The sequence below is a fragment of the Pseudomonas sp. JZ114 genome (genome assembly GCF_051027705.1).
Lineage (GTDB): Bacteria > Pseudomonadota > Gammaproteobacteria > Pseudomonadales > Pseudomonadaceae > Chryseomonas > Chryseomonas luteola.
Genome location: NZ_CP069260.1, coordinates 69005 through 92799, shown reverse-complemented (window position 1 = coordinate 92799; position 23795 = coordinate 69005). Strand labels below are relative to the sequence as shown.

The 23795-nt window shown below is 50.8% G+C and carries 27 protein-coding genes and 3 pseudogenes; 13 read left to right on the top strand and 17 right to left on the bottom strand.

All coding sequences use genetic code 11. The features are described 5' to 3' along the window. Window positions 1–12 precede the first annotated feature (12 nt). Window positions 13–228, top strand: a complete 216-nt coding sequence (locus tag JQR90_RS24425) for a hypothetical protein (protein WP_434141404.1) — start codon at window positions 13–15, stop codon at window positions 226–228. Between the two features lie 134 nt (window positions 229–362). Here JQR90_RS24425 and JQR90_RS24420 read toward each other — a convergent pair whose 3' ends face one another. Further along, window positions 363–536 carry a hypothetical protein gene (locus JQR90_RS24420; RefSeq protein WP_434156965.1) on the bottom strand — a complete coding sequence of 58 codons (174 nt, stop codon included), beginning with the start codon at window positions 534–536 and terminating at the stop codon, window positions 363–365. 396 nt (window positions 537–932) lie between these two features. Here JQR90_RS24420 and JQR90_RS24415 point away from each other — a divergent pair, with 396 nt between their 5' ends. The 3 genes from JQR90_RS24415 (at window position 933) to JQR90_RS24405 (ending at window position 3777) form a co-directional block, all read left to right on the top strand. Further along, complete coding sequence (locus tag JQR90_RS24415; RefSeq protein WP_434141408.1) at window positions 933–1058, top strand: hypothetical protein; 126 nt, start codon at window positions 933–935, stop codon at window positions 1056–1058. Between the two features lie 91 nt (window positions 1059–1149). Beyond that, window positions 1150–2733 (top strand): exodeoxyribonuclease VII large subunit, encoded by a 1584-nt coding sequence (gene xseA, locus JQR90_RS24410; protein ID WP_434141410.1) that lies wholly within the window; start codon window positions 1150–1152, stop codon window positions 2731–2733. Between the two features lie 15 nt (window positions 2734–2748). Then, entirely contained in the window at window positions 2749–3777 is a 1029-nt protein-coding gene (locus JQR90_RS24405) for a DUF4917 family protein (RefSeq protein ID WP_434141412.1), read from the top strand. Window positions 3778–3855: 78 nt separating this feature from the next. On the opposite strand, the gene JQR90_RS24400 is transcribed toward JQR90_RS24405, so the two are convergent. After that, entirely contained in the window at window positions 3856–4668 is an 813-nt protein-coding gene (locus JQR90_RS24400; RefSeq protein ID WP_434141414.1) for an AbiJ-NTD4 domain-containing protein, read from the bottom strand. Window positions 4669–4917: 249 nt separating this feature from the next. On the opposite strand from JQR90_RS24400, the gene JQR90_RS24395 reads away from it, so the two are divergent. Continuing rightward, on the top strand, window positions 4918–5436 hold the full coding sequence (locus JQR90_RS24395) for a hypothetical protein (protein WP_434141416.1): 519 nt from the start codon (window positions 4918–4920) through the stop codon (window positions 5434–5436). A 71-nt stretch (window positions 5437–5507) separates the two neighbouring features. Here JQR90_RS24395 and JQR90_RS24390 read toward each other — a convergent pair whose 3' ends face one another. The 7 genes from JQR90_RS24390 to JQR90_RS24360 all read right to left on the bottom strand — a co-directional run bounded on the left by JQR90_RS24390 (window position 5508) and on the right by JQR90_RS24360 (window position 8440). Then, complete coding sequence (locus JQR90_RS24390) at window positions 5508–5639, bottom strand: hypothetical protein (RefSeq protein WP_434141418.1); 132 nt, start codon at window positions 5637–5639, stop codon at window positions 5508–5510. Between the two features lie 141 nt (window positions 5640–5780). Beyond that, entirely contained in the window at window positions 5781–6176 is a 396-nt protein-coding gene (locus JQR90_RS24385; protein ID WP_286790721.1) for a hypothetical protein, read from the bottom strand. Window positions 6177–6315: 139 nt separating this feature from the next. Beyond that, window positions 6316–6591, bottom strand: coding sequence for a hypothetical protein (locus JQR90_RS24380; RefSeq protein ID WP_286790720.1), 276 nt, complete (start codon window positions 6589–6591; stop codon window positions 6316–6318). Next, complete coding sequence (locus tag JQR90_RS24375) at window positions 6588–6950, bottom strand: hypothetical protein (protein ID WP_434141420.1); 363 nt, start codon at window positions 6948–6950, stop codon at window positions 6588–6590. The genes JQR90_RS24380 and JQR90_RS24375 overlap by 4 nt, the downstream gene beginning before the upstream one ends. A 37-nt stretch (window positions 6951–6987) precedes the next feature. Next, window positions 6988–7170: a hypothetical protein gene (locus tag JQR90_RS24370; protein ID WP_434141422.1), complete on the bottom strand. Its 183-nt coding sequence runs from the start codon at window positions 7168–7170 to the stop codon at window positions 6988–6990. A 77-nt stretch (window positions 7171–7247) separates the two neighbouring features. Then, entirely contained in the window at window positions 7248–7628 is a 381-nt protein-coding gene (locus JQR90_RS24365; protein WP_434141424.1) for a hypothetical protein, read from the bottom strand. A 320-nt stretch (window positions 7629–7948) separates the two neighbouring features. Next, window positions 7949–8440, bottom strand: a complete 492-nt coding sequence (locus JQR90_RS24360) for a hypothetical protein (protein WP_434141426.1) — start codon at window positions 8438–8440, stop codon at window positions 7949–7951. Between the two features lie 258 nt (window positions 8441–8698). On the opposite strand from JQR90_RS24360, the gene JQR90_RS24355 reads away from it, so the two are divergent. The 6 genes from JQR90_RS24355 to JQR90_RS24330 all read left to right on the top strand — a co-directional run bounded on the left by JQR90_RS24355 (window position 8699) and on the right by JQR90_RS24330 (window position 12783). Then, a complete protein-coding gene (locus JQR90_RS24355; protein WP_434141428.1) occupies window positions 8699–9469 on the top strand; it encodes a toxic anion resistance protein in 771 nt (256 codons plus the stop codon). Window positions 9470–9488: 19 nt separating this feature from the next. After that, window positions 9489–10610 carry a toxic anion resistance protein gene (locus JQR90_RS24350; RefSeq protein WP_434141155.1) on the top strand — a complete coding sequence of 374 codons (1122 nt, stop codon included), beginning with the start codon at window positions 9489–9491 and terminating at the stop codon, window positions 10608–10610. Further along, window positions 10607–11617: a hypothetical protein gene (locus tag JQR90_RS24345; RefSeq protein ID WP_434141157.1), complete on the top strand. Its 1011-nt coding sequence runs from the start codon at window positions 10607–10609 to the stop codon at window positions 11615–11617. Before JQR90_RS24350 ends, JQR90_RS24345 begins: the two co-directional genes overlap by 4 nt. Next, the gene (locus tag JQR90_RS24340) at window positions 11614–11808 is read left to right on the top strand and encodes a hypothetical protein (protein WP_434141159.1); all 195 of its coding nucleotides are present in this window, start codon (window positions 11614–11616) and stop codon (window positions 11806–11808) included. Before JQR90_RS24345 ends, JQR90_RS24340 begins: the two co-directional genes overlap by 4 nt. A 9-nt stretch (window positions 11809–11817) precedes the next feature. Further along, on the top strand, window positions 11818–12336 hold the full coding sequence (locus JQR90_RS24335) for a hypothetical protein (protein WP_434141161.1): 519 nt from the start codon (window positions 11818–11820) through the stop codon (window positions 12334–12336). A 72-nt stretch (window positions 12337–12408) separates the two neighbouring features. Next, window positions 12409–12783, top strand: coding sequence for a nuclear transport factor 2 family protein (locus tag JQR90_RS24330; RefSeq protein ID WP_434141163.1), 375 nt, complete (start codon window positions 12409–12411; stop codon window positions 12781–12783). Window positions 12784–12858: 75 nt separating this feature from the next. Here JQR90_RS24330 and JQR90_RS24325 read toward each other — a convergent pair whose 3' ends face one another. Both JQR90_RS24325 and JQR90_RS24320 read right to left on the bottom strand, forming a co-directional pair. Next, a complete protein-coding gene (locus tag JQR90_RS24325) occupies window positions 12859–13722 on the bottom strand; it encodes a chemotaxis protein CheB (protein ID WP_434141165.1) in 864 nt (287 codons plus the stop codon). Window positions 13723–13727: 5 nt separating this feature from the next. Then, window positions 13728–13838 (bottom strand): chemotaxis protein CheB, encoded by a 111-nt coding sequence (locus tag JQR90_RS24320; protein ID WP_434141167.1) that lies wholly within the window; start codon window positions 13836–13838, stop codon window positions 13728–13730. 483 nt (window positions 13839–14321) lie between these two features. On the opposite strand from JQR90_RS24320, the gene JQR90_RS24315 reads away from it, so the two are divergent. Further along, complete coding sequence (locus tag JQR90_RS24315) at window positions 14322–14606, top strand: hypothetical protein (protein WP_434141169.1); 285 nt, start codon at window positions 14322–14324, stop codon at window positions 14604–14606. Window positions 14607–14627: 21 nt separating this feature from the next. Here JQR90_RS24315 and JQR90_RS24310 read toward each other — a convergent pair whose 3' ends face one another. The 6 genes and pseudogenes from JQR90_RS24310 to JQR90_RS24285 form a co-directional block, all read right to left on the bottom strand. Continuing rightward, window positions 14628–15038, bottom strand: a complete 411-nt coding sequence (locus tag JQR90_RS24310; protein ID WP_434141171.1) for a response regulator — start codon at window positions 15036–15038, stop codon at window positions 14628–14630. A 1758-nt stretch (window positions 15039–16796) separates the two neighbouring features. After that, window positions 16797–17139: pseudogene (locus JQR90_RS24305) on the bottom strand (hypothetical protein); the annotation flags it as partial. Window positions 17140–17975: 836 nt separating this feature from the next. Then, the gene (locus JQR90_RS24300) at window positions 17976–18413 is read right to left on the bottom strand and encodes a hypothetical protein (protein ID WP_434141173.1); all 438 of its coding nucleotides are present in this window, start codon (window positions 18411–18413) and stop codon (window positions 17976–17978) included. A gap of 908 nt (window positions 18414–19321) precedes the next feature. Further along, window positions 19322–20272 (bottom strand): annotated as a pseudogene (locus JQR90_RS24295) (methyl-accepting chemotaxis protein); the annotation flags it as partial. 333 nt (window positions 20273–20605) lie between these two features. After that, window positions 20606–20887: pseudogene (locus JQR90_RS24290) on the bottom strand (PAS domain-containing protein); the annotation flags it as partial. Window positions 20888–21184: 297 nt separating this feature from the next. Continuing rightward, window positions 21185–22042 (bottom strand): MHYT domain-containing protein, encoded by an 858-nt coding sequence (locus tag JQR90_RS24285; RefSeq protein ID WP_150345672.1) that lies wholly within the window; start codon window positions 22040–22042, stop codon window positions 21185–21187. 226 nt (window positions 22043–22268) lie between these two features. On the opposite strand from JQR90_RS24285, the gene JQR90_RS24280 reads away from it, so the two are divergent. Then, on the top strand, window positions 22269–23783 hold the full coding sequence (locus JQR90_RS24280; RefSeq protein WP_219654306.1) for a sensor domain-containing diguanylate cyclase: 1515 nt from the start codon (window positions 22269–22271) through the stop codon (window positions 23781–23783). The last annotated feature ends 12 nt before the right edge of the window (window positions 23784–23795 follow it).

Below are 23795 nucleotides of genomic sequence, written 5' to 3'. Positions count from 1 at the left end.
GGTGCATTGCAGATGAACCTTTCGATCAAGAAACGCAAGTTACTATCGCAGGATCTACGCAAAGTAGGGGTAGCGGGCATTTCCATTGGCATCATCAGTCCGTTGTTTATGAGCCAGCTTGCTGAAGTCGGTCTCGGCTCGTATTGGCTTTCGGGCCTAGCACTGGCCTTAGGACTGGTGGCATGGATAGCAGGGTTAGCACTCACACCTTCTGCACAAGAAGCCTGAACAGAACGGCTAAAGCTTCTTGCGTTCGCGCCGATAACCTTAATATCCACGAGGTCTCGTGCGAATGGTCCGGTACATCGTTCAGAAATCTTTAGCCCCTTATAGGGGCTTTTTTTTTGCCTGCCCGCAACGGGCTATTTGTCAGCGTCGCCGTTGGTTTGGGCCATCAGCTCCAGGACATCCTCAGGCAGCGTCATCACAAATATTTTTATGTGCCGCAACGGTGAACGGCTGTTCATGATGTCGAACATATGCTGTCGATGGCGTCGGGGTAGTACCTTTGAAAATCGCTTTGCTGCGTCTGCCACTGCCTTGTCTGTTCCGTGGATTTCGGCTACTAGCGCTAGCGCCACGATCGCATCAAAAAATCGCACCTTGTTTAATCCTCTCCTGCTCACCGATGTGTTTTAGCTATAAAACATCATGGACTGGGTATCGTTTACGCCAGCAGTTAACGTGTTTTATAGCTAAAACATCCGTCCAGGCGACCGCGCCGGGTATGGATCTCATGCCGATATTCATGACCTTGATATGTGTTTGATTTTAAACACTTTATGGTTGAACGTAAGCTTTCATTGCTGCTTGTTCCTGCAAAGCCTTTGGTCTTCTACCTGTTGAAGACTCATCAGGTATGGATTGCCACTTCAGAATCGTCTGGCACTATGCTCTCAATATCAAAGCCAAGGAAATAGGGGAGATGACACATGTCTGACGATCAGCGTTCAACCTACGAGCAGAATCTGTCCTTCATCAAAGCCAACGTTGAGCGCCTGCAGCGCGGTGAGGTCTCCATCGATGAGCTGGAAACGCTGACCGCCCAGATGAACTAGGCCTTCAAGTTCTGCGAGGATCGATTGGCCAAAACACGGCTTGCTGTAGCCGAGACCATGAAGCAGTCTGCGCCTGCTGCTGAGTGTTGAAATGAACGCGCCAGCACCAGCGGTGCATATCTCGCTACATAGCTATCTCAAGCAGATCGAGGGGGTGATCAAGCGCTCCTTTGCCGAGCATATCTGGGTAGTGGCTGAGCTAAGCGAGTTCAACGTCCGCAATGGCGGTACCTGCTGGTTCACCCTGATCGAGAGCGCTGACGGCAAGGAAATCGCCAAGTGTTCGGCTGTGATGTTTGGCAGTGTCTCGAATGTGCAGCTAAGAGCCTTTGAACAGGTTACGGGATCAAAACCGCAGCCCGGCATGAAAGTGATGCTCAAGGTCTGCGCCACGCTGCATCCTCAGTATGGCTTCCAGCTCCAGGTCTACGGCATTGACCCGAACTACACGCTGGGTGAAATGCACGCCAAGGTCGAGCAGATACTGGCGCGGTTAAAGGAAGAGGGCATCCACGACCGGCAAAAGACGCTCGCGGCGCCAGTGGGCTTCTGGCGTATAGCGGTTGTCTCGCCTGATCAGGCCGCGGGGCTTGGTGACTTCCGGCGTGAAGCAGATTTGCTCGAACGTCATGGGCTTGTAAGCTTTCATTACTACACAGCGACGTTCCAGGGCGAGAAGGCTCCTGATTCAATCAAGCAAGCAATCCTCCAGCTCTACGAAGCCCACGGTCAGGCACCCTATGACGTGGTGTGCCTGATCCGGGGAGGAGGGGCCAAGGCCGATATGGCATGGCTCAACCATTATGGGCTGGCCAAGCTGATCTGTCGCTTGCCTATCCCGGTCTTTACCGGCATCGGCCATGAGCGCGACGAGACCGTGCTCGATCTGGTAGCGCATACCCGCTTCGATACGCCGTCCAAGGTAATCGGATCGATCCTGCGCCATCTCCAGCTGGAGTCGGAGGAGCTTGGTAGAAACATTGAGCTGGCCAGGCAGCTAATCGACCAGACCCTGAGCCGTGAAGAGACCTGCCTAGTCAGCCTGCACGGGCAGTATCAGAACCTGTCCCAGCAAAAGCTAAGCAACGAGACCCTCACACTGGCTGAGCTAAGCCACTGCTACCGCCGAGGCGTGGATGACTGCCTAAACCGGCACGAGAGACAAGTGACCCTCTGGCAGGCCCAGGCGCAGTCCATGGTGCGCGAATCGCTGCAGAGCGCCAGCGATCGCTTGCATAACTATCAGGAGCGGTATCTGGCGCAGCTTCCATCAGCCGTAGCTGAAGAGGAGCAATGTCTAGGCAATCTCCTCACACAATACACCTACCTTGCCGAGCGCAAGGCCTCTGATGCCACTCAGGAGCTCATGCAGGCCAGGCAAGCCTTGTCCTTGCAGCTGGACGCCCGACTGGCTGAGGAACAGCGCTGTGTTGATTCGCTGGCTGGTCAGTACCAGCTGGCAGCGCAGGGCGGTCTTCAGCAAGAGGAAGCCTCGCTGCAGCGCTACAAGGATCTTTATGCAGTGCTGGATCCAAGAGCGATCATGGCAAAGGGGTTTGCGCTGGTGAAGCGGGAGGATGGTCAAATAGTGAGATCCGCCTTGGGGATCTTAGTAGGAGATAGGGTAGAAATCTGCTTCCACGACGGAGTTAAAGCGGTAGTGATTCAGCAATAACAAGGAGGAAGTGAAATGCCTTATCAGATTAGGCAGTGGGAAGACATCTCTAATGATTATCATCAGGAAACCATTGTGTTAGGCAACGGCGCGAGTATTGCCGTAGATAGGAGCTTTAACTATCCATCTTTACTAGAGCATGCGCGCGATAATGGTCTGATGACAAATGATGTGGCCAAGCTTTTTGAATTCTTTGATACAGAAGATTTTGAATTGGTATTGCGTTTGGTGTGGCATGCCACAACTGTCAACAGGTCATTAGAAATACCGGATGAGCGCACTCGCTCGGCTTATAGGCATGTGAGAGATTGCTTGATCCAAGCTGTCAGGGACATTCATCCCGACTATAGTGAGGTAGATAATTATCTATCTCGTATACGTGAGTACCTCAAAGGATTCGATACTGTCTTCTCTCTCAATTATGACCTGATTGTCTATTGGGCAATGACCTATGTCCTCGATCGGAGAGATGGACATGCGTTTAAGGATTGCTTCAAAAGGGGTGAGTTTGTCGACGACTGGCAGACTTACAGAGAGCTTTATGACGAAAGGGAGCGGAGTAATACACTAGTCTTTTATCCGCATGGGAGCTTGGCCTTATGCAGAAACATGGTCGATAGAGAATTCAAGATCCAGAGTAGAGAGGGAGATCGTCTGCTGGAGACGGTTCTGAGCGCATGGAGAGATGGCTCGCGCATTCCTTTATTTGTTAGTGAAGGTACAAAAGAGCAAAAGATAACTTCGATACAAAAAAGCTATTATCTTTCCACTGTATTCAGGGAGGTTCTTACTAGTCGAAGGACTTCTTTGACCATCTATGGGTGGGGATTAGGTGAGCATGACCGACATCTACTTCAGCAGATGCGAAACACGGGTATTCAGCAGGTAGCAGTATCAGTCTATGGCAATGATCAGAATTACTGTAGACATGCTGAGCATGTAATTCACCAAGATCTAGGACGGAATATTTCAGTAGATTTCTTCGATAGTCAGAGCCCAGGTTGTTGGATTAACACTCAAGCAGCTGATCCCTTCGACTTTTAATTCTAGGCAATGGTTAACTTTTCCAGTGACACGCTTTGCTGAGCGGCATCATTGGTTCGTTAACCAAAGCAAACGATTTCAGTAGGCCGTTTTGGAAGTCTTTACTAGATAGTTACCAAGAGATGCACATAAGCCTACGATAAGCTCCGCTTCGTTGAACGTAGGCTCACGGCCTTCTCGAAGATGTCGGCCATTTTCTGATGCATAGCCCCAAGCTTTGACTACCGCCTGGTCAAGAGGCTGAGGGATGACATGTCCATGACGCTTCATGATGTCTCCAAGGTTGGCCTTTATATCACCAGTGACTTCTCTGGCAACGCACTCGAGAGAAGCCATGGCATGCTGTATAGCGCCTGTGGGGTCGGGAAGAGGCCGGCGCGATAGGTCAGCAATCGCTTGGTGAAGCTCCTTGCTGGCTGTAATGTGACCCGATTTTGATTCAGTATCTATAGCCGTCTTGACAACTACTTCAAATGACTCAGGTCCCCGCATCTCAACCCGGCCTTGATAGATTTTCCAGCCAATCCCATTTTCTAGAAAGTAATCATTTAGCTCGCTTTGAAACTGCTCACAGACGTCCCTGTTGGAGCATCTTTCAGCCAGGTGATCATAGAGCCGCTCGATAAAATCGTAGACTTTGTACCATTTACATTCTTGGATGAGTCCGTGATTTTCATAATCTATATTTGGGAATTCGCTCCAGTTAGAAGGGTCAGGTTGTTTTTTCAGCGTTCGGCATAACAAAACTCTAAGCTCTGATGGCTTCAACATGCACTCATAAGCTAATTGAATCAAATAGCCTCTTAACTCCTCAGGAGCCCCTTCACGAATTGTTATATCCACCTCAGTAGTAGAGGCAAATCCATGACGTCTAGAAAAAGTATCTTTCATTCCGATACGTCCCTTTAAAAATGGGTAGCAGTGGAAACCTTGTACAGTTCTGACGATAGCGTGATAGGACTGTAGCAAAAATAAGATTATGCGAATTTGGCGGTATAGCTGCGTTTGCTGAATTTGGACGTATGTATATTGACTTCCATCTCCAAGAAGAGGCTTAAACTGGCCTTATGGACGATGCGTACACACAAAGCCGCCTTCGGGCGGTTTTTTATGCGGTTGGGTCAACTAAAAAGGTATGTCATGACATCGATATCAAGCCAAGACTATTCCAAGGTAAACACACTATTTGAGCTGATCCATCTGCTCCAGATGGCTATCAAGCTGGATGGTTTGGAAATACAGGAAGAGGAAATCGTTGACCTGATCGTCGAGATAGCCAACGAGCTGGATGAGACAAGCCCTGCGCCATATCTGCACAACGCCTTGATTGATCCGACCGAACCTATGGAGCCTATCTGCTGGGTGACGCTTTATATGACCCTACTGCCCGCCGTAGGCCGCACGCTGGGACTCTTGACCACAGAAAGTGTTGATCCCCGAGCATGGGTTAAAGACGACATGAAGCATACGCAGAACCTTGTCAGCGAGTGGTCGCGTAATGCTGAACGCGTTATGGCTGACGTTAACAATGCTATGCGTGATCAGGTGGGATTTGATGCTGAGGAACTGTCCGAGCACATGCAAAGGACAGGCGAAAGCATGGGCCAGGCTGAGGCACGGCTATACAGCCAGCGGTCAGGGTTGAAGACAGTGCATTAAGAAAGATGGCAATGTTTTAGCTATAAAACAGATAGGAAGGCAGAAGTGATATCAATTTAACATAAGCGGTGTTATGCGAAGAGATAGGTCATAACAGGCATGCCAATCAGACCAAAAACAATCCATGGGATAGAGTCATTGAGTTCCTCCCATTCGCTCTGGCTAAGCTGATCCCAGCGGCACATCAGAATCTTAACAATCATCTCGATTAACCTATTCACGATTGTAGCAAGGCTCTCTAGGAGGCTTGGAATGCTAGTCAGGTCAATAGGTTATACAGAAGGAATATTCCACCACCAATGACCGGAACCGCAATCGCAGCCGCTTGCAAAAGCGGAACAAAGCTATTTCTTTGGTTTTTCTGCATCTGATGGATGATGCTTTGAACCTTCTGCGGATCGTTCAGGTAGGGGCTCTTGAACTGTTGTTTGGTGCTCATAGTAGACCTCTCGTGCTTTAAGCGTGGCGGTTAAGCCCGTAAAGATGGCCGCTAATACAGCCCCAATAACCGTAAGCCACTTGCGGATAGACTCCTTTCGGTAGTCTTTCACTTCTACGTCAAGCTTGCTGATGTCAAGATCCAGCTTAACGATGTCCAAAGCTGTTTTCTGATTATCCAGTTCCAGCTTTTCAAGCGTCTTCTCGAGAATTCGAATTTCGAGTCCCGTCTTTCTCAGTGTATAGACTGCCTGCTGGGATGCAATATCCTCTGGCTTGTCTGGTAGATCTGATTCGATCATTGGCCCAATCCTTCATCAAGCGACCCCATGCTGTTGACACAGATATTCCTGCGCCAACTTTCTACAACTGTCGTCAGCCTCAATCCATCATGGGGTTCCAAATAGTGGCGATATGGAGCAGCCTCAAGGTTGTATACGCTCAGTTTGTCAGCAGTTGTCCAGTTAGCATTCGCATAAACGTGTAGCTGATCGTGGCAATCACAAGGAGCAATACACATGCTCGCCAGCCTTTGCCGGGGCTGATGCCAAAGGAAGCTGAAATGACTCCAGCAGAAACAGCGGCCAGACTTGGAAACAGGCTATCCGCACGCTCTCCATTGAGCAGGCTGAAAACCAGAAACATCATGATGATGAACGTGGCTAGGCCCAGCTCCTTGGGCGAAGGGTGCTTGATCTCTACACCAAACAGGTTCATGGGTTAACTTTCCCCATTGAGCAAACGTGGCGAGCCCAGGAAGCCAACGTTGCCATCGCCATGAATGGAGCAAAGCCCAACGAGGCAAGGGGTACGACCACCTCAGGGGAGTGCTCAAAAGCGAGAAGTGAAGAATGTGTTTGAATGTCAGCTGGTAGTAAAGCCGACATGAGCACACCCAGTGCGAAGAAGACGTGAACAACGATAGTAAAAGTGATAATAACAGCACCGCTTATCACAACATTTGAATAGCACCCTTTTAATACCAACGGCATCTCGTGCACCCACCAAACTTTCAGGCCACGATTGAGAGTTTTCACATTGCAGATTGAAGCGAGATGTTCAGTTTTTGAGGGCATATTTGGTGTCCTGAGCAATGATTGCTCATGCATAAAGTTAGAGAATGAACGGATTCGGGTTGCCCCATTCCTGAAAGTAGTGCTGGAACGTCTTGCAGTCAGTGCCAATGTAGCGCAGCTCGATCTTAGGCCACCGCTTGCGGGCAACGTCAAACGCTACCTTTAAAGACCGGTCCGACAGGATGAACTGGAGTTGAGGACGTTTCTGAATGCTCGCCATGATCCTGCACCAATCAGGTTGCCTGCATTGAAATAAACGCGGTTTAAATCAGAGTGAGTGATACGTGTTATGTGAAGTCACGCTATAGCTTGAGCCATCTCTACAGCAGCAAGAACTATTGCGCGGCGCGTTGCCTCATAGTCATCGGGAATTACATCACCCTCGTTTTTGCCTGATTTAACTTGAGGGTAAGCGTGATCCATTTCACCATCCATGCAGTAAGCCGCACCGCTTGAGGTTTGCTCATTGCAAATGTTTAGCTGCAATTTGACGGCTAAACGCAGAGCATCACCGTCGTCCTCTAATGGGTTCCACCACTCGCCGATTTCTTCAACGTACAACGCTTCTTCTAGGCCGTATCGCGCCATCATGCCAGGAAGGTTTGTGGCCTCACTTGCATAACTAGCAGTATATCCGGCGGCTTTCGCAGCGAGTTCAAGCAGTTCACGATTAGTCATGTCGATTTACCTATGTAGGGATTAAGAGAAGGTTCAGCTAATCATCGCTACAACTCTTTCAGGTCCGAACTCGTGGCAACCGCATTGGCTATCTCTGTCCTTCGCAGTTCCAGTTGCCCGAACGGCATTGTTACTTGCGTGCACGTTGATGATTTCCTCGACGTCTTCTTTGGGTGACCAATTCAACCCTTTGAAATTACCCTCTCACGAGTTTGTTGAGATGCAAGGCCGTGGAACATCTTTTTTTTGCCGGGTTACGTTCGCGCATAGCTGGAGCGTTTGCGATTGTGGAAAGACCGGCCCCAGCACATGCTAATGCCCTAACTCAATGCTTGCTCAAAAGTACGGTCATTCTTCGTGTGGACTGGCTTCAGCAAGAGCTCCCGACTCCTTTCCCTAATCGCTATAGCCCTCTGTAGTGCCTGCGAAAAATTTGCCTCCCAGGTATTGGCGGTACCAATGTAGACATTCACCGGCTTTCCTCTCAAGGGCGACACCTTGAAGCTGTAGAGCAGCTGTGAACCCTTGCCGCCCCGGTTAACACTCTTGCGCGTGGCCAGCGTAATGCCGAGAGGCAGGTCAGGGCGGGCTTTATCGCTGCGCTGGTTGGCCTGATTGCGAATCGGTGCAATGTACGGACGAAGCTGATCGTTGAGTTCCTTGGCGGCTATATAGCTAGCGCCAGGATCGAAGTCATAGGCCGCATCGAAAAAGGCCTTGGGAGACTCCCCGCTCCGGATTGGTGCTACATACCAGCCGTCGTCAGTCCGGCTTCGAGTGATTCCATGGTCTGGATTGTTCTCGAGGAGCATTGCTTCACCTCCGATATCGATGTGGGTTTCCATACACCAAATTTGAATAAATGCAATAGGGTCAATCGGGCTACTCCCTACCCGCGCGGGTAGGGAGTACGCCCATTGGATGGGTTCTTGATCCCTTAACATAACACCAGCACCTGATGCCTTGAGGTATCAGATCCGCGGCTGGGGCGTTAAGAGGTCTTGCAGTCAGGTCATCTCTGAACGCACCCGGTTAATTCCACTGAGTTGTGGTTTTCTCCGGAGGCACACATGAACCTACCCATGATCTCGGTTGAGCACATCAAGACCGAGACCCTGCCCGCCCTGTTTCTTGATAGCGATGCTATCGGACAGTACGGCGCTGGCGCCATCGACAGCTCAAGCGTGGATCGCTACTCCGACCTCATGGAAACAGCCGCAGTGTCCAGGCTGGCTGGGTTGATCGGCCAGATTGTTGAAAGGCTCGCTGACGCTGATCCGCGCAAGATGGCAAAAGAGCCTACTCGGCTTGAGCGTTGGACAGGCAAGGGCCTTGAGCGCCAGGCACGCTACTACTCCGCGCGCAAGAATCTTGAGGATCTGATCGAAGAGGCACAGGTCCATGCCCAGCGTGTCACGGATACGCTCAAGGCGCTGGATAACCTTCTTGTAAGTCTTCAGGACGAGGCCGCCCGGCTACGCCTGTATATCCAGGCTGCACGGGAGTTCCTGGACGAGAACCCTGAACTTGGCCTTCACAAGCAAGCGCAATGGGAGTTCGACAACCCGCGAGACCGCCTGACGCGAAAGATCGTCAACCTGACAACCCTGCTCTCCTCACACGATATGAGCGTGATCCAGATGCGCCTGACCCGTGCGCAGGCGCTCGACATGCTGGACCGTTTCAACGAGACCGTGACCGTTCTGGTGCCGGTCTGGCGCCAGCACACCTTGACCTTACTCACAACACGACACATGAGCGCAGAGATGGTGGCCGAGGCTACTCGTGCGCACAAAGACCTGCTGGGCAGCCTTTCCAAAAGCCTTGATGGCATCCAGTAAATAACGGAGATCACGCACAATGAATACCTATATTCAGCCACAGCAGTCTCGCCATGCCGCTACCGTGTTTACGCTGGATGCCAACAGCCTCAGCGCTCTAGGCCTTGGCGATACGGATATCGAGCAGATCAAGACCGTTGCCCACACCATCAAGCTTGATGACCTCGCAAGCGTGGCCAACTTTGGGCGCGAAGTCGCGGCCCACACATCCAGCTATGCAGATCCGTTATTGGACCAGATCACCAACAAGGACCTCGACAGCGCCGGCGAAAAGCTCTCCCAGGTTGTCACCCTTGCCCGCTCGGTCAACATTAACGGCCTCACCCAGAAGCGCTCACGCCTGCCGGTCATTGGCGGCCTGATCAATCGAATCAAGTTGCGGGGAGGCAACGCTTTAGCGCGCTTTGACACCACGCGTGAGCAGATCGAAAAGCTTATCGGCGAGGTGCAGACGGCTCAAGGCAACATTGCCGAGCGCAATGCCTCCCTGAACAGCATGTTTGCTGCCGTTGAGCATGAGCACCATCTCCTGGGCGTACACGTAGCGGCCGGACACCTTCGGCTCAACGAGATGCGGTCGCAGGCCGAAGACATGCGCCAGAGCATCAACAACGATCCTACCCAGCTTCAGCGTCTGGCGGATCTTGATGCCCAGATTGCCAATCTTGATAAACGCATTGACGATCTCAGAGCCATGCAGCATTCGGCGTACCAGAGCCTGCCCGCAATTCGCATCATTCAGGCCAACAACCAGATGCTGATCGACAAGTTTCACACGATCCGGGAGATCACAGTTCCTGCATGGAAGCGCCAGTTCATGCTGGCGGTATCACTCAACGAACAGCGCAACGCTGTCGAGCTGGCGCAATCGATCGACGACACCACCAATGCCCTGCTGCGTAGCAATGCCGAGCTGCTGCACCGCAATGCCGTAGACACTGCCAAAGCCAATCAGCGACTGGCCATCGATCCTGAAACGCTGCAGAAGGTGCAGGAAGAGTTGATCAGGACTGTGCAGGATGTTCAGGCGATCATTCGCAAGGGTGCGGGTGAGCGGCGTAATGCCCAGAAGCAGATTGAGCAGATGCGTACCTCTCTTCGCACACAACTGGTCGGGAGCCAGTCGGAAGGTGTCGAATGAACATCCAGGCACAGGTGTTCAGGCAGGGCTTGGCTGAACTGGATGAGCGCTGCTGTTGGCTCAAGAGCAAGACAGGTCTCCTGTGGAAAGCCGCCGTTATAGTTGTGGCTATGTACCTGATAACAGTCACTATTAACTGGATGCTTGGAGATCTGGGCACGATCAGCTCTATCGACATACCCGCAGAACTGGCACAGCTGTTCAAGGACGTGGGCAACACTACGGGTCATGATCAGGGCATCGGGCTTGTAGCCTCAAATGAATTTGAGGCTATCCATAGTCAACTCCTAGAAATACTGACCACCTATATCGCGCCCGTGGGGTTTGCCTTGGGTCTCATGGTTGCCGGCATCAAGTTGTTAGTCTCGGGAGAACATGAGTCCGCCCTAAAGATAGCCGTTTTTTCGCTCATGCTCTTGGGAGCACCCAGGCTTGCCACAACAATGCTTGGCATTGATGACCCATCAAGTTCTGCTACATCGAGCTACGTCACCTTTACTTTGGCGGTTGAGGAGGGACGGGCCCATGATGTGGAGTATCAGCTCAAATCGATTGCCCAGAGCGGTAAGAGTGTTGATTCGCTCCAGGTTGATTACCTGCTTGCCCAGATGATTGTGCGCTACCACAGCCATCCAGAAGTCAGAGAAGGATCGTTTGAGAAAACCAGGGACTGGTATCGCTACAACAGCGGTATTGCCAAGCGCTTCACCGATGCTCTGATTGCTCGGCAAGGACAGGCACTGTTTGAGATTGACGCACACAGCCTCTCTGCCATTGCTCACTTCGTCCACAGCAAGCCATACCCACAGGCAGTGATTGATTACGAAGCCAGCCAAAGCTGGAAGCTGGCGATCCTTGCAGCATTGGAGAACCTGCTGATCGCTCTACTCGCAGTGCTGGTGATGCTCAGTACAGGTGTATTGCTAATCAAAGCCATGCTTGAAGGTCGTGCTGATCGCATCCGTAGTTTGTTGGGCGATGTCGTGGAGCAGGAGCAGGCGGTATGAGCCACTTTGACCAACAACTCAACGAACTTGAAACCCGTAGTCGCCTGCTTAAGCGCAAGGCGCGCCAGCTCTTATGGGCGTTCGGCTGTCTGGTGGGGGTTCAGGCGGGTGTGTTTGTCTTCGGTCTGTTGATCAAACCAGGTCACCCGCTGGCTCGTATCGACCTACCTGCCAACCATCGCTTCAGTTAAAGGAAAACTATGGTCGACTACCTATTGAGTGTTTTTCTGGTCGCACCGATAGCTATCTTGTGGCTGATGCTGTTAATGCCGTCCGATCAAGAGTTAGCGGTAGCATCGATTGAGAGGGAGCGTGAGCGGGTAGCTATTCAGGTTTCAAGCAAAAGGAGGCTTAACCAAAGCCTTCACACGCACCGATTCCTCAAGGGCTGGCTTGCTGCCTGTGTACTGTGGACCGCGCTGATCACAGGCGTCACGTACCTGAGCTGGCCAGAGCAGACCCGACCCATGCCTGCGCTGCCCGAGCTGCCCAGCCTCGAACACTACGAGCAGGCGTATAGCAGAGGCCTTACAAGGGAATCGTTCTTTAAATTCCATGCCGCAGCAGTAAGGAGGCAAAACACCATCCTTGCCATCCATCAGGAATTTGAAGACGGGTATGGGGACAGGATCAAGAGGCTGCTGCTTGTAGTTTTAGCGATCTGGATAGGCCCCTGTGCAGCGCTTGGAGTAACCATGGCTCGCGTTAAAGCCAAATGAGCGATATCAAAGCTATACCGTACGTATAGTCTGGGGCGATACTAGTCGTTAGGCACATTATGAGAATCCGACATGGAAATCGAGCGTGAGATAAAGGATATGGAAGAGCAGTTGCGTCAAGCTATGCTGGCCTCCGATGTCGAGGCGCTAGACAGACTCCTGTCTCCAAGCCTCATCTTTACCAATCATCTGGGGCAATGCCTAGGCAAAGAAGCAGATCTATCAGCACATGGATCAGGTGCTCTTAGTATTTCCAGACTGGACTCTTCAGAGCAAGAAGTCCGAGTGATCGGAATCGACACGGTTGCTGTTTCTGTACGGGTCCAGATTACTGGTAGATACGCCAATCAACCTGCTAATGGAGACTTTCGCTTCACGCGCATCTGGAAACGAGTTTCAAACAAACAGTGGCAGGTTGCGGTAGCCCATGCGGGCATCATTGTCTAACAGACTCAGAAGCTAACTCACCGCTGCGGCTAGGCTAGAATTATTCCATCAACGTCGTAAGAATAAAGGGCTAGCTCAAGCCATGTGAAGGCGAATCATCTCACGCAGCCGAGCCGAACATTGTCGTGCCTTGACTGCCTCTTGTCGATGCCGTTCATAGTTCTCCGGCTGGTCACTCTTTTTGGCCTGCTCGGCAAGCCGAAGGTGTAGGGCTTCCTTCTCATCGTATACACGTGTTGCCGTCCACATGGCCTCTTCAGCCAGCCGCTCCTGACTTTTGGAAAGAATCTCGGCGGAGTAGGAGTGACCGGTGTGGCAGCGATAGTGAAACTGCCCGTTCTGCTTGATCTCATAGAGTACGCCGCGACATTCCGGGCAACCAAACGGGGAGGGAGCACCGATTGCTTCCAGCCCGGGAATACCTGAGGATCGCTGCTTGGATACCTGATCTTCTGTCGCTAACCAGTCTACGTCCTGTTGCGACGGTTCGACCGCTTCGTGGGTTAGGCTTACCAACTTATCCGCTAACTGGTTAACGGGAAGCCAGTGATCGACATAGGTATGGTCAAGTCTGTTATTGACCATAAAGGGACTGACTGCTTCAAGCGGGTTCTGTGCCAGAGTGATCCCGCCATGGCACTTGACGGCCTCCATGCCCAGCACGCCATCTTCCATGTCACCGGGCAAGGTTACGCCTATGACATTCTCCCGAAACTCAATGGCAGCAGAACGAAACAACGGGTCTATGGAAGGCCGCTCAAAGTTTTCCTTGGGCCCATACACGATCCGGATCTTTCTGTTTTCAACACGCATATGCCTGTCAGGCGGAGCAATCAGGATTTCACCTTGAACAAGGGGATCCAGTTCTTTTGCATAGCGGATAGGTAGTTGAGTGTGTTGGGAGAGGATATCAAGTAGTGCCGGCTCGTTGGGACTCATGTGCACTACAACCAGCACGCCTTTAGATCAGGGGGTAGCTTGGCCAGCAGCCAGTGCAGGGCGTTGAATCCTCCTGCTGAGGCGCCGATAACGATCAGTCGATCTACCGATTCCATACCGTCACCGCTTATGGGCGTCTTATTATGAACCAGTATAGACCCTCGATAATCATCACTCACGGATGTCTATTTTCAACAGACGAGCATCTTAAGTTGAGGCTGCACCGTTTCATCGTGCTGGCTCAACGCTCCTTGCCAGCCTTAAACGATCCCTCTGATTCTCCTACTTGGGTTTGCCGGCCCTATCGTTCAACATCGCCCCGTACAAAATAAGGGCCGCGCTGGACAATAAGCCCAATCCACCTAATAAGAAGACAGGGTCTGCATATCCTAGGAACAGGCATATCACGCCAATCAGAACCATAAAAGCGCCTAGGCTAATCATCGCAGCATTCCTTAAGTGTCAATCTTTGAACGCCATTGATATAGATGGCGGCGAAGAAAGCTAGAAATGTGCCACATTAATGGCAGCCCTCCTTCAAGCTTGTCTTGCCATAGCCGATAGCTTTGCTAGCTTTAGCTTGTTTACTGAGGTGAAAAATGCAGGAAGAAGATTTCCACAGGCAGATAGTGATGGAGCTTACCCTGGGAAGGCCATTACCTAGCCTATGGGCTAAGGTTATTTCAGAAGCGAAAGGTGATAAAGCTTACGCTAAAGCCTTGTACCTACGCTATCGTATGGACAGTTTGAAGGCTTTGCATACGAGTTCACCTGATCACCCTCTCCTATCAAATGTAACTTTAAAGAGAAACTATCATCTTTATTTGTTGATCGGTACGACCTTAGTGCTCAGCATTTTTGCAAGCTGCATGGTCTTGCTGTAAGCAGCAAATAAACGCGTTTGCTCAACTACCGCCTTTGCTATTGAGTTCTTTCATTGTCTTATGACACACCTGTATCAGGTGTTCTAATTTCCAGGGCTTGGCCAAGAAAGACGAATGATCCCTTCGTGGCAGGTCAGCACCTGCACAATAGGCAGAGGACAGGACAATATGGAGCTCCGGACAGGCACTTGCTGCAAGACGCGCCAGGTCTATGCCATTTAGACGCCCCGGCATGCAGATATCAGAAACCAGCAGTACAACCTCGTTGAGATGGTTTTGCAGGTAATCCCACCCAGCATCCGCTGTCGAAAATGAAGCAACAGAGAATCCCTCCATCTCCAAGACGTCTCTCACCAATTCACGCACCAGCTCTTCGTCTTCGCAAAGAACCGCGGTAGGAGGCTTTGCGCTGGCCGATTCCAAGGTAGGCATAAATAAGGGTCATCAAATCAGCTTCGGCAACAAATTCAAGGACTTGAATTTAGCCAGCCTGTTCAAAGTACCTGACCGGAAACCTATTTGTATAACAATTGCCATTAAACTTGTACAAAATAGCTAATATGTACAGCTATTTGGATACATGTTCTATAGTTGCTCTAGAGATTCCGGTTGCCAGACCTCTCTAGGTCAGACTGAAATGATCAAAACATTGAGCATTTACAATGCGCTGGTGATTAACTGGACAGGAAAGCTATGGCAGATTTTAGCGGTTTCAACCCAAACGCTTCTTATGAGGTTCGATGTGATGGAGTCAGGTTTGCTGAGATTCATCAGAGCCGTTTTTTGAAGGTAAAAGTCGAGACCTTCCCACAGGCGAGATACGAGAGAGCAAGCTCTTTATCAACGGAACACCTGTAGGTGTGGTGTCAGGCCTTACCATTACTCGTGTGAATGACAATGTTGTTTTTGAGCTGCTCCCTCTTCCCTAATCCTGGCGATATCCCTAGCTATTGGATTCTTTCAAGGTATTTCGGATCTCAGCCTTTACAGCTGCCGCATCCTGACTCGTCTCGTGCTGTCTGAGCACCCTTTCACAATCGGCAATGATCAAGTTCAGAAGAGCACTATTAGCGATGTGGCTGGGCTTAAGGCTTCGTGTCAGCAGCATCTCACCTGATTGCGTCCTTAAACATAGCAATGTTTCATCGGCGCTTACAGACTGAGCCTTGATTTCATAGGTATGATCGAACACCTGAAACAGGCGCTCTATATGACGTCGCAAGGGCATAATCTTTCAAATTATCAATCATCTGGCTATTTGCCAGATAGCTTAAACCAAAGATCTGCCTGATGCCTGTCTAGCTCTGATCAACTGTGCGCCGCTGGTCAGTCTGGACAAGAGCTTTTTAAATGAAGCCATCAACAACACCTGGTTTATTCAGCTCTTCTACCGAAAGATAGCAGGAACAGATCACGGTGCTTTCTACTGCACGATAGACCGAAAGCAGCATATGGCTTTCGGCTAAAGCCTCGTACCTACAGCGCAGCGGGTACAGCTCGCGAGCAACACGTTGCATCACGACACGTAAAGGGTCACTCAAGGTGTCAATTCCACAAAGGCTTAAACATCGCTAGATCTAGCTTCGTGCCGAGAGGTCGAAGACATGCAAATTTATCATTTCCGATCCCATTTCTGTACGCGAAAAGATGACTGGTAAGTCTACGTTTTGAGATCTTCTTACCAAGCAAATGATCGATAGACAAGCGATTAGAAACCCTGACGAATAAGTGCTGGTCTTTTTATTGGAAGCAAAAGGATCTTGCCTGATCCTCTGTTAGCCGCTGCAGGTAGAGTACACCCCTATACTGCGGCAGCTCTTTTTAATTGATTCAGGCACATCCCTCACTTAACCTAGACCAATGCATATCGGTTAGAAATGATGATCCCAAACTCTAGCCAATCCCATGATTACCGTTCGTATAAGATCGAGCGACTTTTTGAGCAAGCCATCAACTATCTAGGACCTAAAAGCTATCTTGCTCAGGTTATAGACAGCTATCGGACGTCTATCATGGACGCAGAGGCGACTGCGCTGTTAAGGCTTCAATTACTGCTTCAAGGTATCCACGAGGCGGGAGGTCTTAAAGATGATCAATTTGAACATCTGGTGGGCACTATCCTTACCGGCCAGACTGAGGGCTGGCTCCTTTGATTATGATTGTAATCCTAGTCAAACACCTTAGCCATCTTCACCCTGACCAACGCTCGGTTTCCACCTGTTTCATTAACAGCTCACAACCCCGTAGGGCAAGCGTATCAACCGCAAACGGCTTGGTTAAAATCTGCACTCCCGGCTCCAGACGACTGTTGCCTATTGCAGCGTTTTCAGCGTATCCAGTGATAAGCAATACTTTGAGGCCTGGCCGGACTTCACGTGCTGCATTAGTCATCTTTCAACCGTTCATGCCCCAAGCAGACCGACGTTAGAGATAAGGAGGTCAATATGTATGTCAGAGGCAGGGCCTGAGCCCCAAGCACATCCGTTCGCAGCATACGTATCGTAGGTTCGTCATCCACAATCAACAGCGTCTCGAGTCATGGGGCATTGTTGGGTATTGCCACGCTCTGTATTCATTGTTTTTTTCTAACGACTGCAATTTTAGAATCAAAGACTTTAAAGCGATAGAATTTACTATCGTCTCATGGTAGGTACTTAAGGATGGTAGCTATTTTTGTAGGCTTTAGAATGAAATAAAGATCACTGCCTGTTTTTAAGTCAGGCCCTATGGCCTATAGCGGATGGCAGAAAATTACCCTGCAAGAAGTATTCTTTCAGGGGACAAATTTGCAGGGGCCGCATAGTAATCAGACTCCCACGGATATATTCGCTCGTTACTATTGCTATAGTATATTTTCAGGATGTTCTTTATATCCTGTCTGAAACAGGTCCAATGTAATACTACTCAGAAGGTTCCTTAAGTTCATTGATATGGATGACAGGCTAAAACAGTTGCAATCACGATTTACTGATTACTGCTCCTTTCACGTTGAAAAAACCAAGAATGGCGTTCTAATCCTGGCTACAAGCCATACAGGGCGCTAGTGAGTAGCTGCTACCTCCCTGATGATCAGGACAGGGATTTTACAGACAGAATGTTGGGCGAGTTTGAGCAAACTCTTATTGTTAAAAGAGCTCGTGGGTAGCATGACTTATTTCTAGAGGGATACAGGCTAAATTGCGAGAGCGGTTGAAAAAGCAAGAAGGTAATAAAAGGGTACAAAAAAACCGTTCAAGCCAGTCTCTTGAGCCAGATAGGCGCAGTGCCCAGCAATATCCAGGCGGCAACGACCGAAAACTTCGGTCACGATACATAATAGGGTGTCGCCCACTCATTACCGTCTGCCTGCAAAGGGAGTTGAGATTGAGCTTAGCGTACCCAGTGTTTCCTGAGCAAAATAACGTTTGAGCCGTTGTCAGGGTCCAGTAGTTTTTGCATACGGTAGGCTGCACACAGCAAGATGAGCGCTCGAATAGTCTCGTTTGTATCGACCTCATTGAGTGGCACCTCCCACTCAAATCGCCCCTTGCCTGGTATGCCGGCAGTGGGACAGCTGATCCTGGCAACACGACCAGCACTCTCCGAACACATGCCGAAGGTGAGATGAATTTCCATGGCTATCTGAAGCTGACGCGAGTCACCATCATCAAGATGCGGCCGCCATGGCGCAGGCTTGTCCGTTTTGCCTTCCACCAACGGGACTGACCCTTCCTCAACCCAGTCCACGATCCTGTAGCCGCAGCCAAGTGCCGCCAGTTTGAGTTGCCGTTCAAGAGGTAACAGGTAGCTCTCAAGGTCATTGCTCATAGGTAGAGGTCTCGTTGTGGCAAACACGCTGGCGTCGTTGAGAAACACTAGCTGTATAAAGCGAGGTAACACGGTCTCGTCGTCAAAAGCCCTGTTTACGTTAACCTCGCTGATCTGACCACCCTTCAAGCAGGAAAAGTTACAGGCGGTAGGCTCTAGATCGCGGCTTTAAGCACCGCACCTACACAAACAGAAGGCAGAAATGGGAAGAACGCAGAGGTGATGGAGCTATCACCCTAAAAAATGCCCTGCAAAGCAGGGCTAAACCTTCAGAAGTGTCTTTCAGACAATAGGATGCTAAGCATTCCATGTTACATTTCTATGAATAGGTTGTCATACAATCACTGCCAAGAGCTTGAGGCGCTGCGCCTTTATAGCTCAAAGAGCAAGTATTGCGTTGTAAGGGATTTACCGATGTACGAGACAGATGCAGACATAGACGACGTGCTCATTCGTCGCGTCGAGTGTGAGGAATGTGATGAGGTAAAGGCATGTATGTATACCCTGCATCCTGAATGCGACACGTTGAGATGGATTTGCCCCGGTTGCATTGCTGAACTCCGGCCTGAGTGCCAGTAAGTGCTTTTGCAAAGGAAGCAGTCATACCAGCTCGTTCTGCGAAAGTACAAGATAAAATTCGTCTAGTAAAAGCCAAGGTCGCCGCTGATAGTGCGAGGCCGCCCAGATCTAAGCTCATCATTAAGCCCGTCAAGTCCCATTGAGAAAAGCGAAGGCGCCATCTGAATTATGGTCTGAGCGGTGATATCTAATCGTCTGGCAATCGATGAGTCAGATTCACCGCTAGCGCAAGAAAAAATGATTTCAGTTCATAGTTTTATTGTAGTTCACCACACTTACCCCTTCATTCCGCGACGTAACACCTAAGCACTATTCTGCTGGAAGAGGTTTCAACGATTGAAGCGCTCTGCCAGATCGCGCAGATAGACTGCCATCTGCTCAAGTTCACCACTGAGCACGGCACCTTGCTGTGACTGTTGAGTGCTGTGATCGGATAACTCGGCAATGCGGGTGATCTGCTGATTGATGTCCTCTGCCACATGGCTCTGCTCTTCTACCGCCGTAGCCATCTGCTGGCTCATGGCCGTGATTCGCATGACCGCCTGGCTGATTCCCTCCAGTGCCTCGCGTACAGCTGCCGTGTGTTCTTCACTCTGCCGTGAGGCCTCTTCGCCCTTGGCTGCTGTAGCAACGGCGCGTTGTGCGCCTGAGCGCAGGTTCTCGATGATCTGGTGAATCTGCTGGGTAGAATCACGCGTACGTGAAGCCAGCGAGCGCACCTCGTCTGCGACCACGGCAAATCCGCGACCAGCCTCACCTGCCCTCGCCGCTTCAATCGCAGCATTAAGCGCCAGTAGATTGGTCTGCTCGGCAATCGAAGTAATCACATCGGCAACACTGCCGATCGACTGGGTGGAATCGGCAAGCTCACCCACCGCCTGTCCAATTTCACTCACGGCGCCAGCCAGCTGCCTCATGGAGGCTAAACTCTCATCCGCCACGTCACGACCATGCAGGGCCAGCGACTCCGCCTCGCCAGCAGCCTGAGCCGTCTGGTTAACGTTTTGCGAAACCTCCTGAATGGTGGCAGACATTTCATTGATTGCGGTGGCTGACTGGTCGGTCTCATGGCGCTGACGATCAAGCAACTCGGCTTGAGCACGTGCAAGACGCGACGACTCTGCTGCCTTGCTCTGCACGTTGTTGCCGGTATCTACCAGGCGAGTCAGTGCCGTTTGCAAACGTGACTCCTGGCTTTGCAAGGCGAGGTCCATCTGGCCTGCCGCACCAAACTGGTTACTGTACGTAGGCGCAACGATGGCGCTGGTAAACATCTTCGGATTGGCCTCGAAGATCTTTTCAATAGCCCAGCGCTGGCGCTTGAACTGCCAGAAGGTAATGCCTAGTGCGCTGGCAACGATCACACCCGCCTGGGCAAGGTCGTTGAAATAGAAATGACCGCCAAGGATAACGGCACCGCTGAAAAGCGTAGGCCATGCAATTTTGACAGAATGCCTGATGGCTTCTGTCACTGGTACTGCACGCTTGCCTTCACGCAGCCGTGTATACATGACATCGGCCCGTCGAATCTGATCCGCGGTAGGCAGCACACGTACGGACTCATAGCCCACCATCTGGCCATTTTCCCAGATAGGCGTGACGTACGCGTTCACCCAATAATAGTCGCCGTTCTTGCAGCGGTTCTTGACGATACCCATCCAGGCCTTGCCTTGTTTAAGGGTATCCCACATATGGCCAAATACACCCTCAGGCATATCTGGATGACGAACCAGATTATGTGGACTGCCAATAAGCTCTTCTCGTGTAAAACCACTTATTGCGACAAAAGCGTCGTTGCAATAAGTAATTTGTCCCTTGAGATTCGTCGTTGAGATAAGACGCTCACTTTCCCTGAATGTACGAGCCTGTTGTGTCACTGGCAGGTTTTTGCGCATGGCGGAAGAGCCTTTATTGATATCGAAAAGATCTGCTGTTTATTTATGCTGACAGACCCGTACTATCATCGGCCCTATAGAAAGATTCTGAAGTAACGCCGCTGTATAACTGACGAATGCACAACCGAAGTGCGTCTGGCTAGTGCATCCAGACGCATCGATTGTCATTTATTCGAATGAATTAGCTGCACTCTGCCAGCCTGTTGCTACGTACGTCCGAGATGACTACTAACCAAAGTCTATGTGCCAATAGGCTAGAGGCGGGAGATAAAAAGCTGCTTGGCGTTCTCAGTGGCTTTAGAGCTGGTCCACAGACGGCCTCTTGTCCCGCTCAATATAACGAGGAAGGCGCTCAAGCGGGTCCTCTTTCTTCTGCCGTGATGCAAGGCGATACTGGATATCAGCCAGCCTGCGTGCGAGTTTTTTTCGGTGTGCATGCTGTTCAAAGACTATGGCAGTCAGCGTCATAGCCAATAGCGAGACGGTGGCAAGTGAAACCAATGTTCCGAGCCAGTAGGCATGAATGCCTTCCAGCATACCCCCGCTCACGCTTGCTTTATGGAAGTGCGCGCCAGCCATTCCCGCGTAATGCATCGCAACGACGCCAAAGCCCAGAAAAATGGAGGCGGCAAAGCGCAGCATCCAGACATGAGGCAAGGGACGTTTGAGATGAAAAGCCACACACAGCGCGGAGGTTGATGCGAGTATGGCAATCACAATGGATACGCAAAACCAGACCGGATCATAGCTAATTGCCGGATGTATGTTGAGCGCCGCCATACCCGTATAATGCATACCGGCAATACCGCATCCCATCACCAGACCGCCTACTGCGAAATGCCTGGTCTTAAGATCCGTACGACAGACGATTCTGAGCGCCAGGGCTGAAGCTAGCACGGCGAGTCCCAGTGACAGCACGGTAGTTGAGATCTGGTAGCCAAGCTCAATTGGCAAACTAAAGGCAAGCATCCCAATAAAATGCATTGCCCAGATGCCGGTCCCCATGGCCAGGGCGCCACAGCTCAGCCACACCCGGGCAGCCGTACCGGACGTTCCAAATACGGCAGACGCCAGTTGCAGCGCAGTGTAAGAGGTCAGCACCGCCACGATTACAGAGACCAGCACAAGAAGTGGGTCATAACTACCAGCAAGCATACGAACCACCAAAATTTTAGACCCAAAGCTTAACGGCTGCCGTACGCCATACTGAAATCTTAGCTACGATTTTCATCGCAAAGAATTGTACGCTCATCTGTTGAAATAACTATTTAGGAATTTAAGTTAATTAATAAGCTATTTAGCCGACAGTTGAGCAAATAGTCTTTCTTGAAAGACGCCCCGCTGAAACTGCCATTGCCCGGATTGATAAGAAAAGGCTTCCATGAAACAAACCAATCGTCTTCGGCGTGTGTTTATTGCCTTTTCTGTGTGCTTTACGCTGGGCCTTGTCAGTGTCGTCTCGCTGCAGCTGTTCAGGAGCTATGAGGCGACCCTACGCGCGGCTGAAACCAATGCTGCTAACCTTGTGAAATCCATGGCGCAGCATGCCTATGACATCTATGAAGACCTTGACCTGGCCAGCTATGGGATCGTCGAGCGTCTGGAATGGGATAACTTTGGCGCTGGGTTATCGGGCGATGATGTGACGCGTTTGAAGCGACTATTCAAACGCCAGGTTGCGCAGATGAATCAGGTGCATGGCTTCTTCGTATATGACAAGGACGGCAACTGGATCGTAACGGACAAGGATGACTATCCCGCCAGCATCAACAATAGTGACCGTGACTATTTCATTTATCACAAGACCTTTATGGATCGAGCGATACGTATTGGTACCCCTCTGCGTAGCCGCTCCACAGGTGACCTCGTCGTGCCGGTCTCGCGCCGGATCAACAACCCGGACAACAGCTTCGCGGGTGTTTTTCTTATCACGGTCAACATCGAGTACTTCAACCAGTACTATGCCGACTTTCATCTAGGCCCAAGAGATATTATCTCGCAGGCCTTACGCAGTGGCGAAGTCATCTCACGGCTTCCTTATTCAGAAAAGAACATCAATTACAGTCTTTCCAAAGGTGAGGTCTATAGCAAGTACCTGCTGCAAAGTCCGTCGGGGGTAGCGCGCATCCGGTCCGTTGTTGACGGTATAGATCGCATCCAGGGCTATCAGGCCCTTGAGCGCTATCCTGTGGTCGTTCAGGTCGGACTCTCCCGACGCGATGTGCTGGCGGCCTGGATAACCGAGGTTGTTATCTATACAGGCGGCCTGCTTGTCATGCTGGCTGTTTTATTTGCAATGGGCCTGCTGGTCTTACGCTATATGCGACTGGACCAGGAGCATCAGCTCGAGCTTGCGACAGCTTATGAAGCAGTTGAAAAGCTGGCAATGGAGGATGGTCTTACCGGTCTTTCCAACCGGCGTCACTTTGATGTCATGCTGCCGGTTGAGCTTAATCGAGCAAAGCGACAGGGGTACCCTGTAGGGCTGATTATGCTTGATGTTGATTTCTTCAAGAACTTCAACGACCGCTATGGGCATCAAATGGGAGATCTGTGCCTGCAAGCGGTAGCTCAGGTCGTCCAGAAAAGCGTACGGCGTGCAGGCGATCTAGTTGCACGTTATGGAGGAGAAGAAATAGTCATTCTCCTACCTAATACGGATGAACCGGGTACCCATCAGATCGCTATGTCCATAGTAGAGGGTATCAGGGCGCTCAATATCGAACACCTGGACTCTCCGTTGGGACGTGTGACTGCCAGTATCGGCTACCATGTGGTCGGCTGCGATGGCTTTGCTTACAGCCCGACGGAAGCGCTTGGGCTGGCTGATCAGAACCTGTACGAGGCAAAGGGACTGGGCCGGAACAGAGTGCACCCTGCGATGTGCCAATCATAAACTTATTGTATG

Bases quoted from the DNA above. Each gene is read 5' to 3' on its own strand.
- JQR90_RS24380 (WP_286790720.1), bottom strand. From the start codon at position 6,591: ATGAACCTGTTTGGTGTAGAGATCAAGCACCCTTCGCCCAAGGAGCTG.
- JQR90_RS24325 (WP_434141165.1), bottom strand. From the start codon at position 13,722: ATGAGTCCCAACGAGCCGGCACTACTTGATATCCTCTCCCAACACACT.
- JQR90_RS24405 (WP_434141412.1), top strand. From the start codon at position 2,749: ATGCCTTATCAGATTAGGCAGTGGGAAGACATCTCTAATGATTATCAT.
- JQR90_RS24355 (WP_434141428.1), top strand. From the start codon at position 8,699: ATGAACCTACCCATGATCTCGGTTGAGCACATCAAGACCGAGACCCTG.
- JQR90_RS24280 (WP_219654306.1), top strand. From the start codon at position 22,269: ATGAAACAAACCAATCGTCTTCGGCGTGTGTTTATTGCCTTTTCTGTG.
- JQR90_RS24335 (WP_434141161.1), top strand. From the start codon at position 11,818: ATGGTCGACTACCTATTGAGTGTTTTTCTGGTCGCACCGATAGCTATC.
- JQR90_RS24400 (WP_434141414.1), bottom strand. From the start codon at position 4,668: ATGAAAGATACTTTTTCTAGACGTCATGGATTTGCCTCTACTACTGAG.
- JQR90_RS24365 (WP_434141424.1), bottom strand. From the start codon at position 7,628: ATGACTAATCGTGAACTGCTTGAACTCGCTGCGAAAGCCGCCGGATAT.
- JQR90_RS24285 (WP_150345672.1), bottom strand. From the start codon at position 22,042: ATGCTTGCTGGTAGTTATGACCCACTTCTTGTGCTGGTCTCTGTAATC.
- JQR90_RS24425 (WP_434141404.1), top strand. From the start codon at position 13: ATGAACCTTTCGATCAAGAAACGCAAGTTACTATCGCAGGATCTACGC.
- JQR90_RS24300 (WP_434141173.1), bottom strand. From the start codon at position 18,413: ATGAGCAATGACCTTGAGAGCTACCTGTTACCTCTTGAACGGCAACTC.
- JQR90_RS24310 (WP_434141171.1), bottom strand. From the start codon at position 15,038: ATGCCTACCTTGGAATCGGCCAGCGCAAAGCCTCCTACCGCGGTTCTT.
- JQR90_RS24330 (WP_434141163.1), top strand. From the start codon at position 12,409: ATGGAAATCGAGCGTGAGATAAAGGATATGGAAGAGCAGTTGCGTCAA.
- JQR90_RS24350 (WP_434141155.1), top strand. From the start codon at position 9,489: ATGAATACCTATATTCAGCCACAGCAGTCTCGCCATGCCGCTACCGTG.
- JQR90_RS24320 (WP_434141167.1), bottom strand. From the start codon at position 13,838: ATGGAATCGGTAGATCGACTGATCGTTATCGGCGCCTCAGCAGGAGGA.
- xseA (WP_434141410.1), top strand. From the start codon at position 1,150: ATGAACGCGCCAGCACCAGCGGTGCATATCTCGCTACATAGCTATCTC.
- JQR90_RS24340 (WP_434141159.1), top strand. From the start codon at position 11,614: ATGAGCCACTTTGACCAACAACTCAACGAACTTGAAACCCGTAGTCGC.
- JQR90_RS24375 (WP_434141420.1), bottom strand. From the start codon at position 6,950: ATGCCCTCAAAAACTGAACATCTCGCTTCAATCTGCAATGTGAAAACT.
- JQR90_RS24345 (WP_434141157.1), top strand. From the start codon at position 10,607: ATGAACATCCAGGCACAGGTGTTCAGGCAGGGCTTGGCTGAACTGGAT.
- JQR90_RS24390 (WP_434141418.1), bottom strand. From the start codon at position 5,639: ATGATTGTTAAGATTCTGATGTGCCGCTGGGATCAGCTTAGCCAGAGC.
- JQR90_RS24385 (WP_286790721.1), bottom strand. From the start codon at position 6,176: ATGATCGAATCAGATCTACCAGACAAGCCAGAGGATATTGCATCCCAG.
- JQR90_RS24395 (WP_434141416.1), top strand. From the start codon at position 4,918: ATGACATCGATATCAAGCCAAGACTATTCCAAGGTAAACACACTATTT.
- JQR90_RS24370 (WP_434141422.1), bottom strand. From the start codon at position 7,170: ATGGCGAGCATTCAGAAACGTCCTCAACTCCAGTTCATCCTGTCGGAC.
- JQR90_RS24360 (WP_434141426.1), bottom strand. From the start codon at position 8,440: ATGCTCCTCGAGAACAATCCAGACCATGGAATCACTCGAAGCCGGACT.
- JQR90_RS24315 (WP_434141169.1), top strand. From the start codon at position 14,322: ATGCAGGAAGAAGATTTCCACAGGCAGATAGTGATGGAGCTTACCCTG.
- JQR90_RS24415 (WP_434141408.1), top strand. From the start codon at position 933: ATGTCTGACGATCAGCGTTCAACCTACGAGCAGAATCTGTCCTTCATC.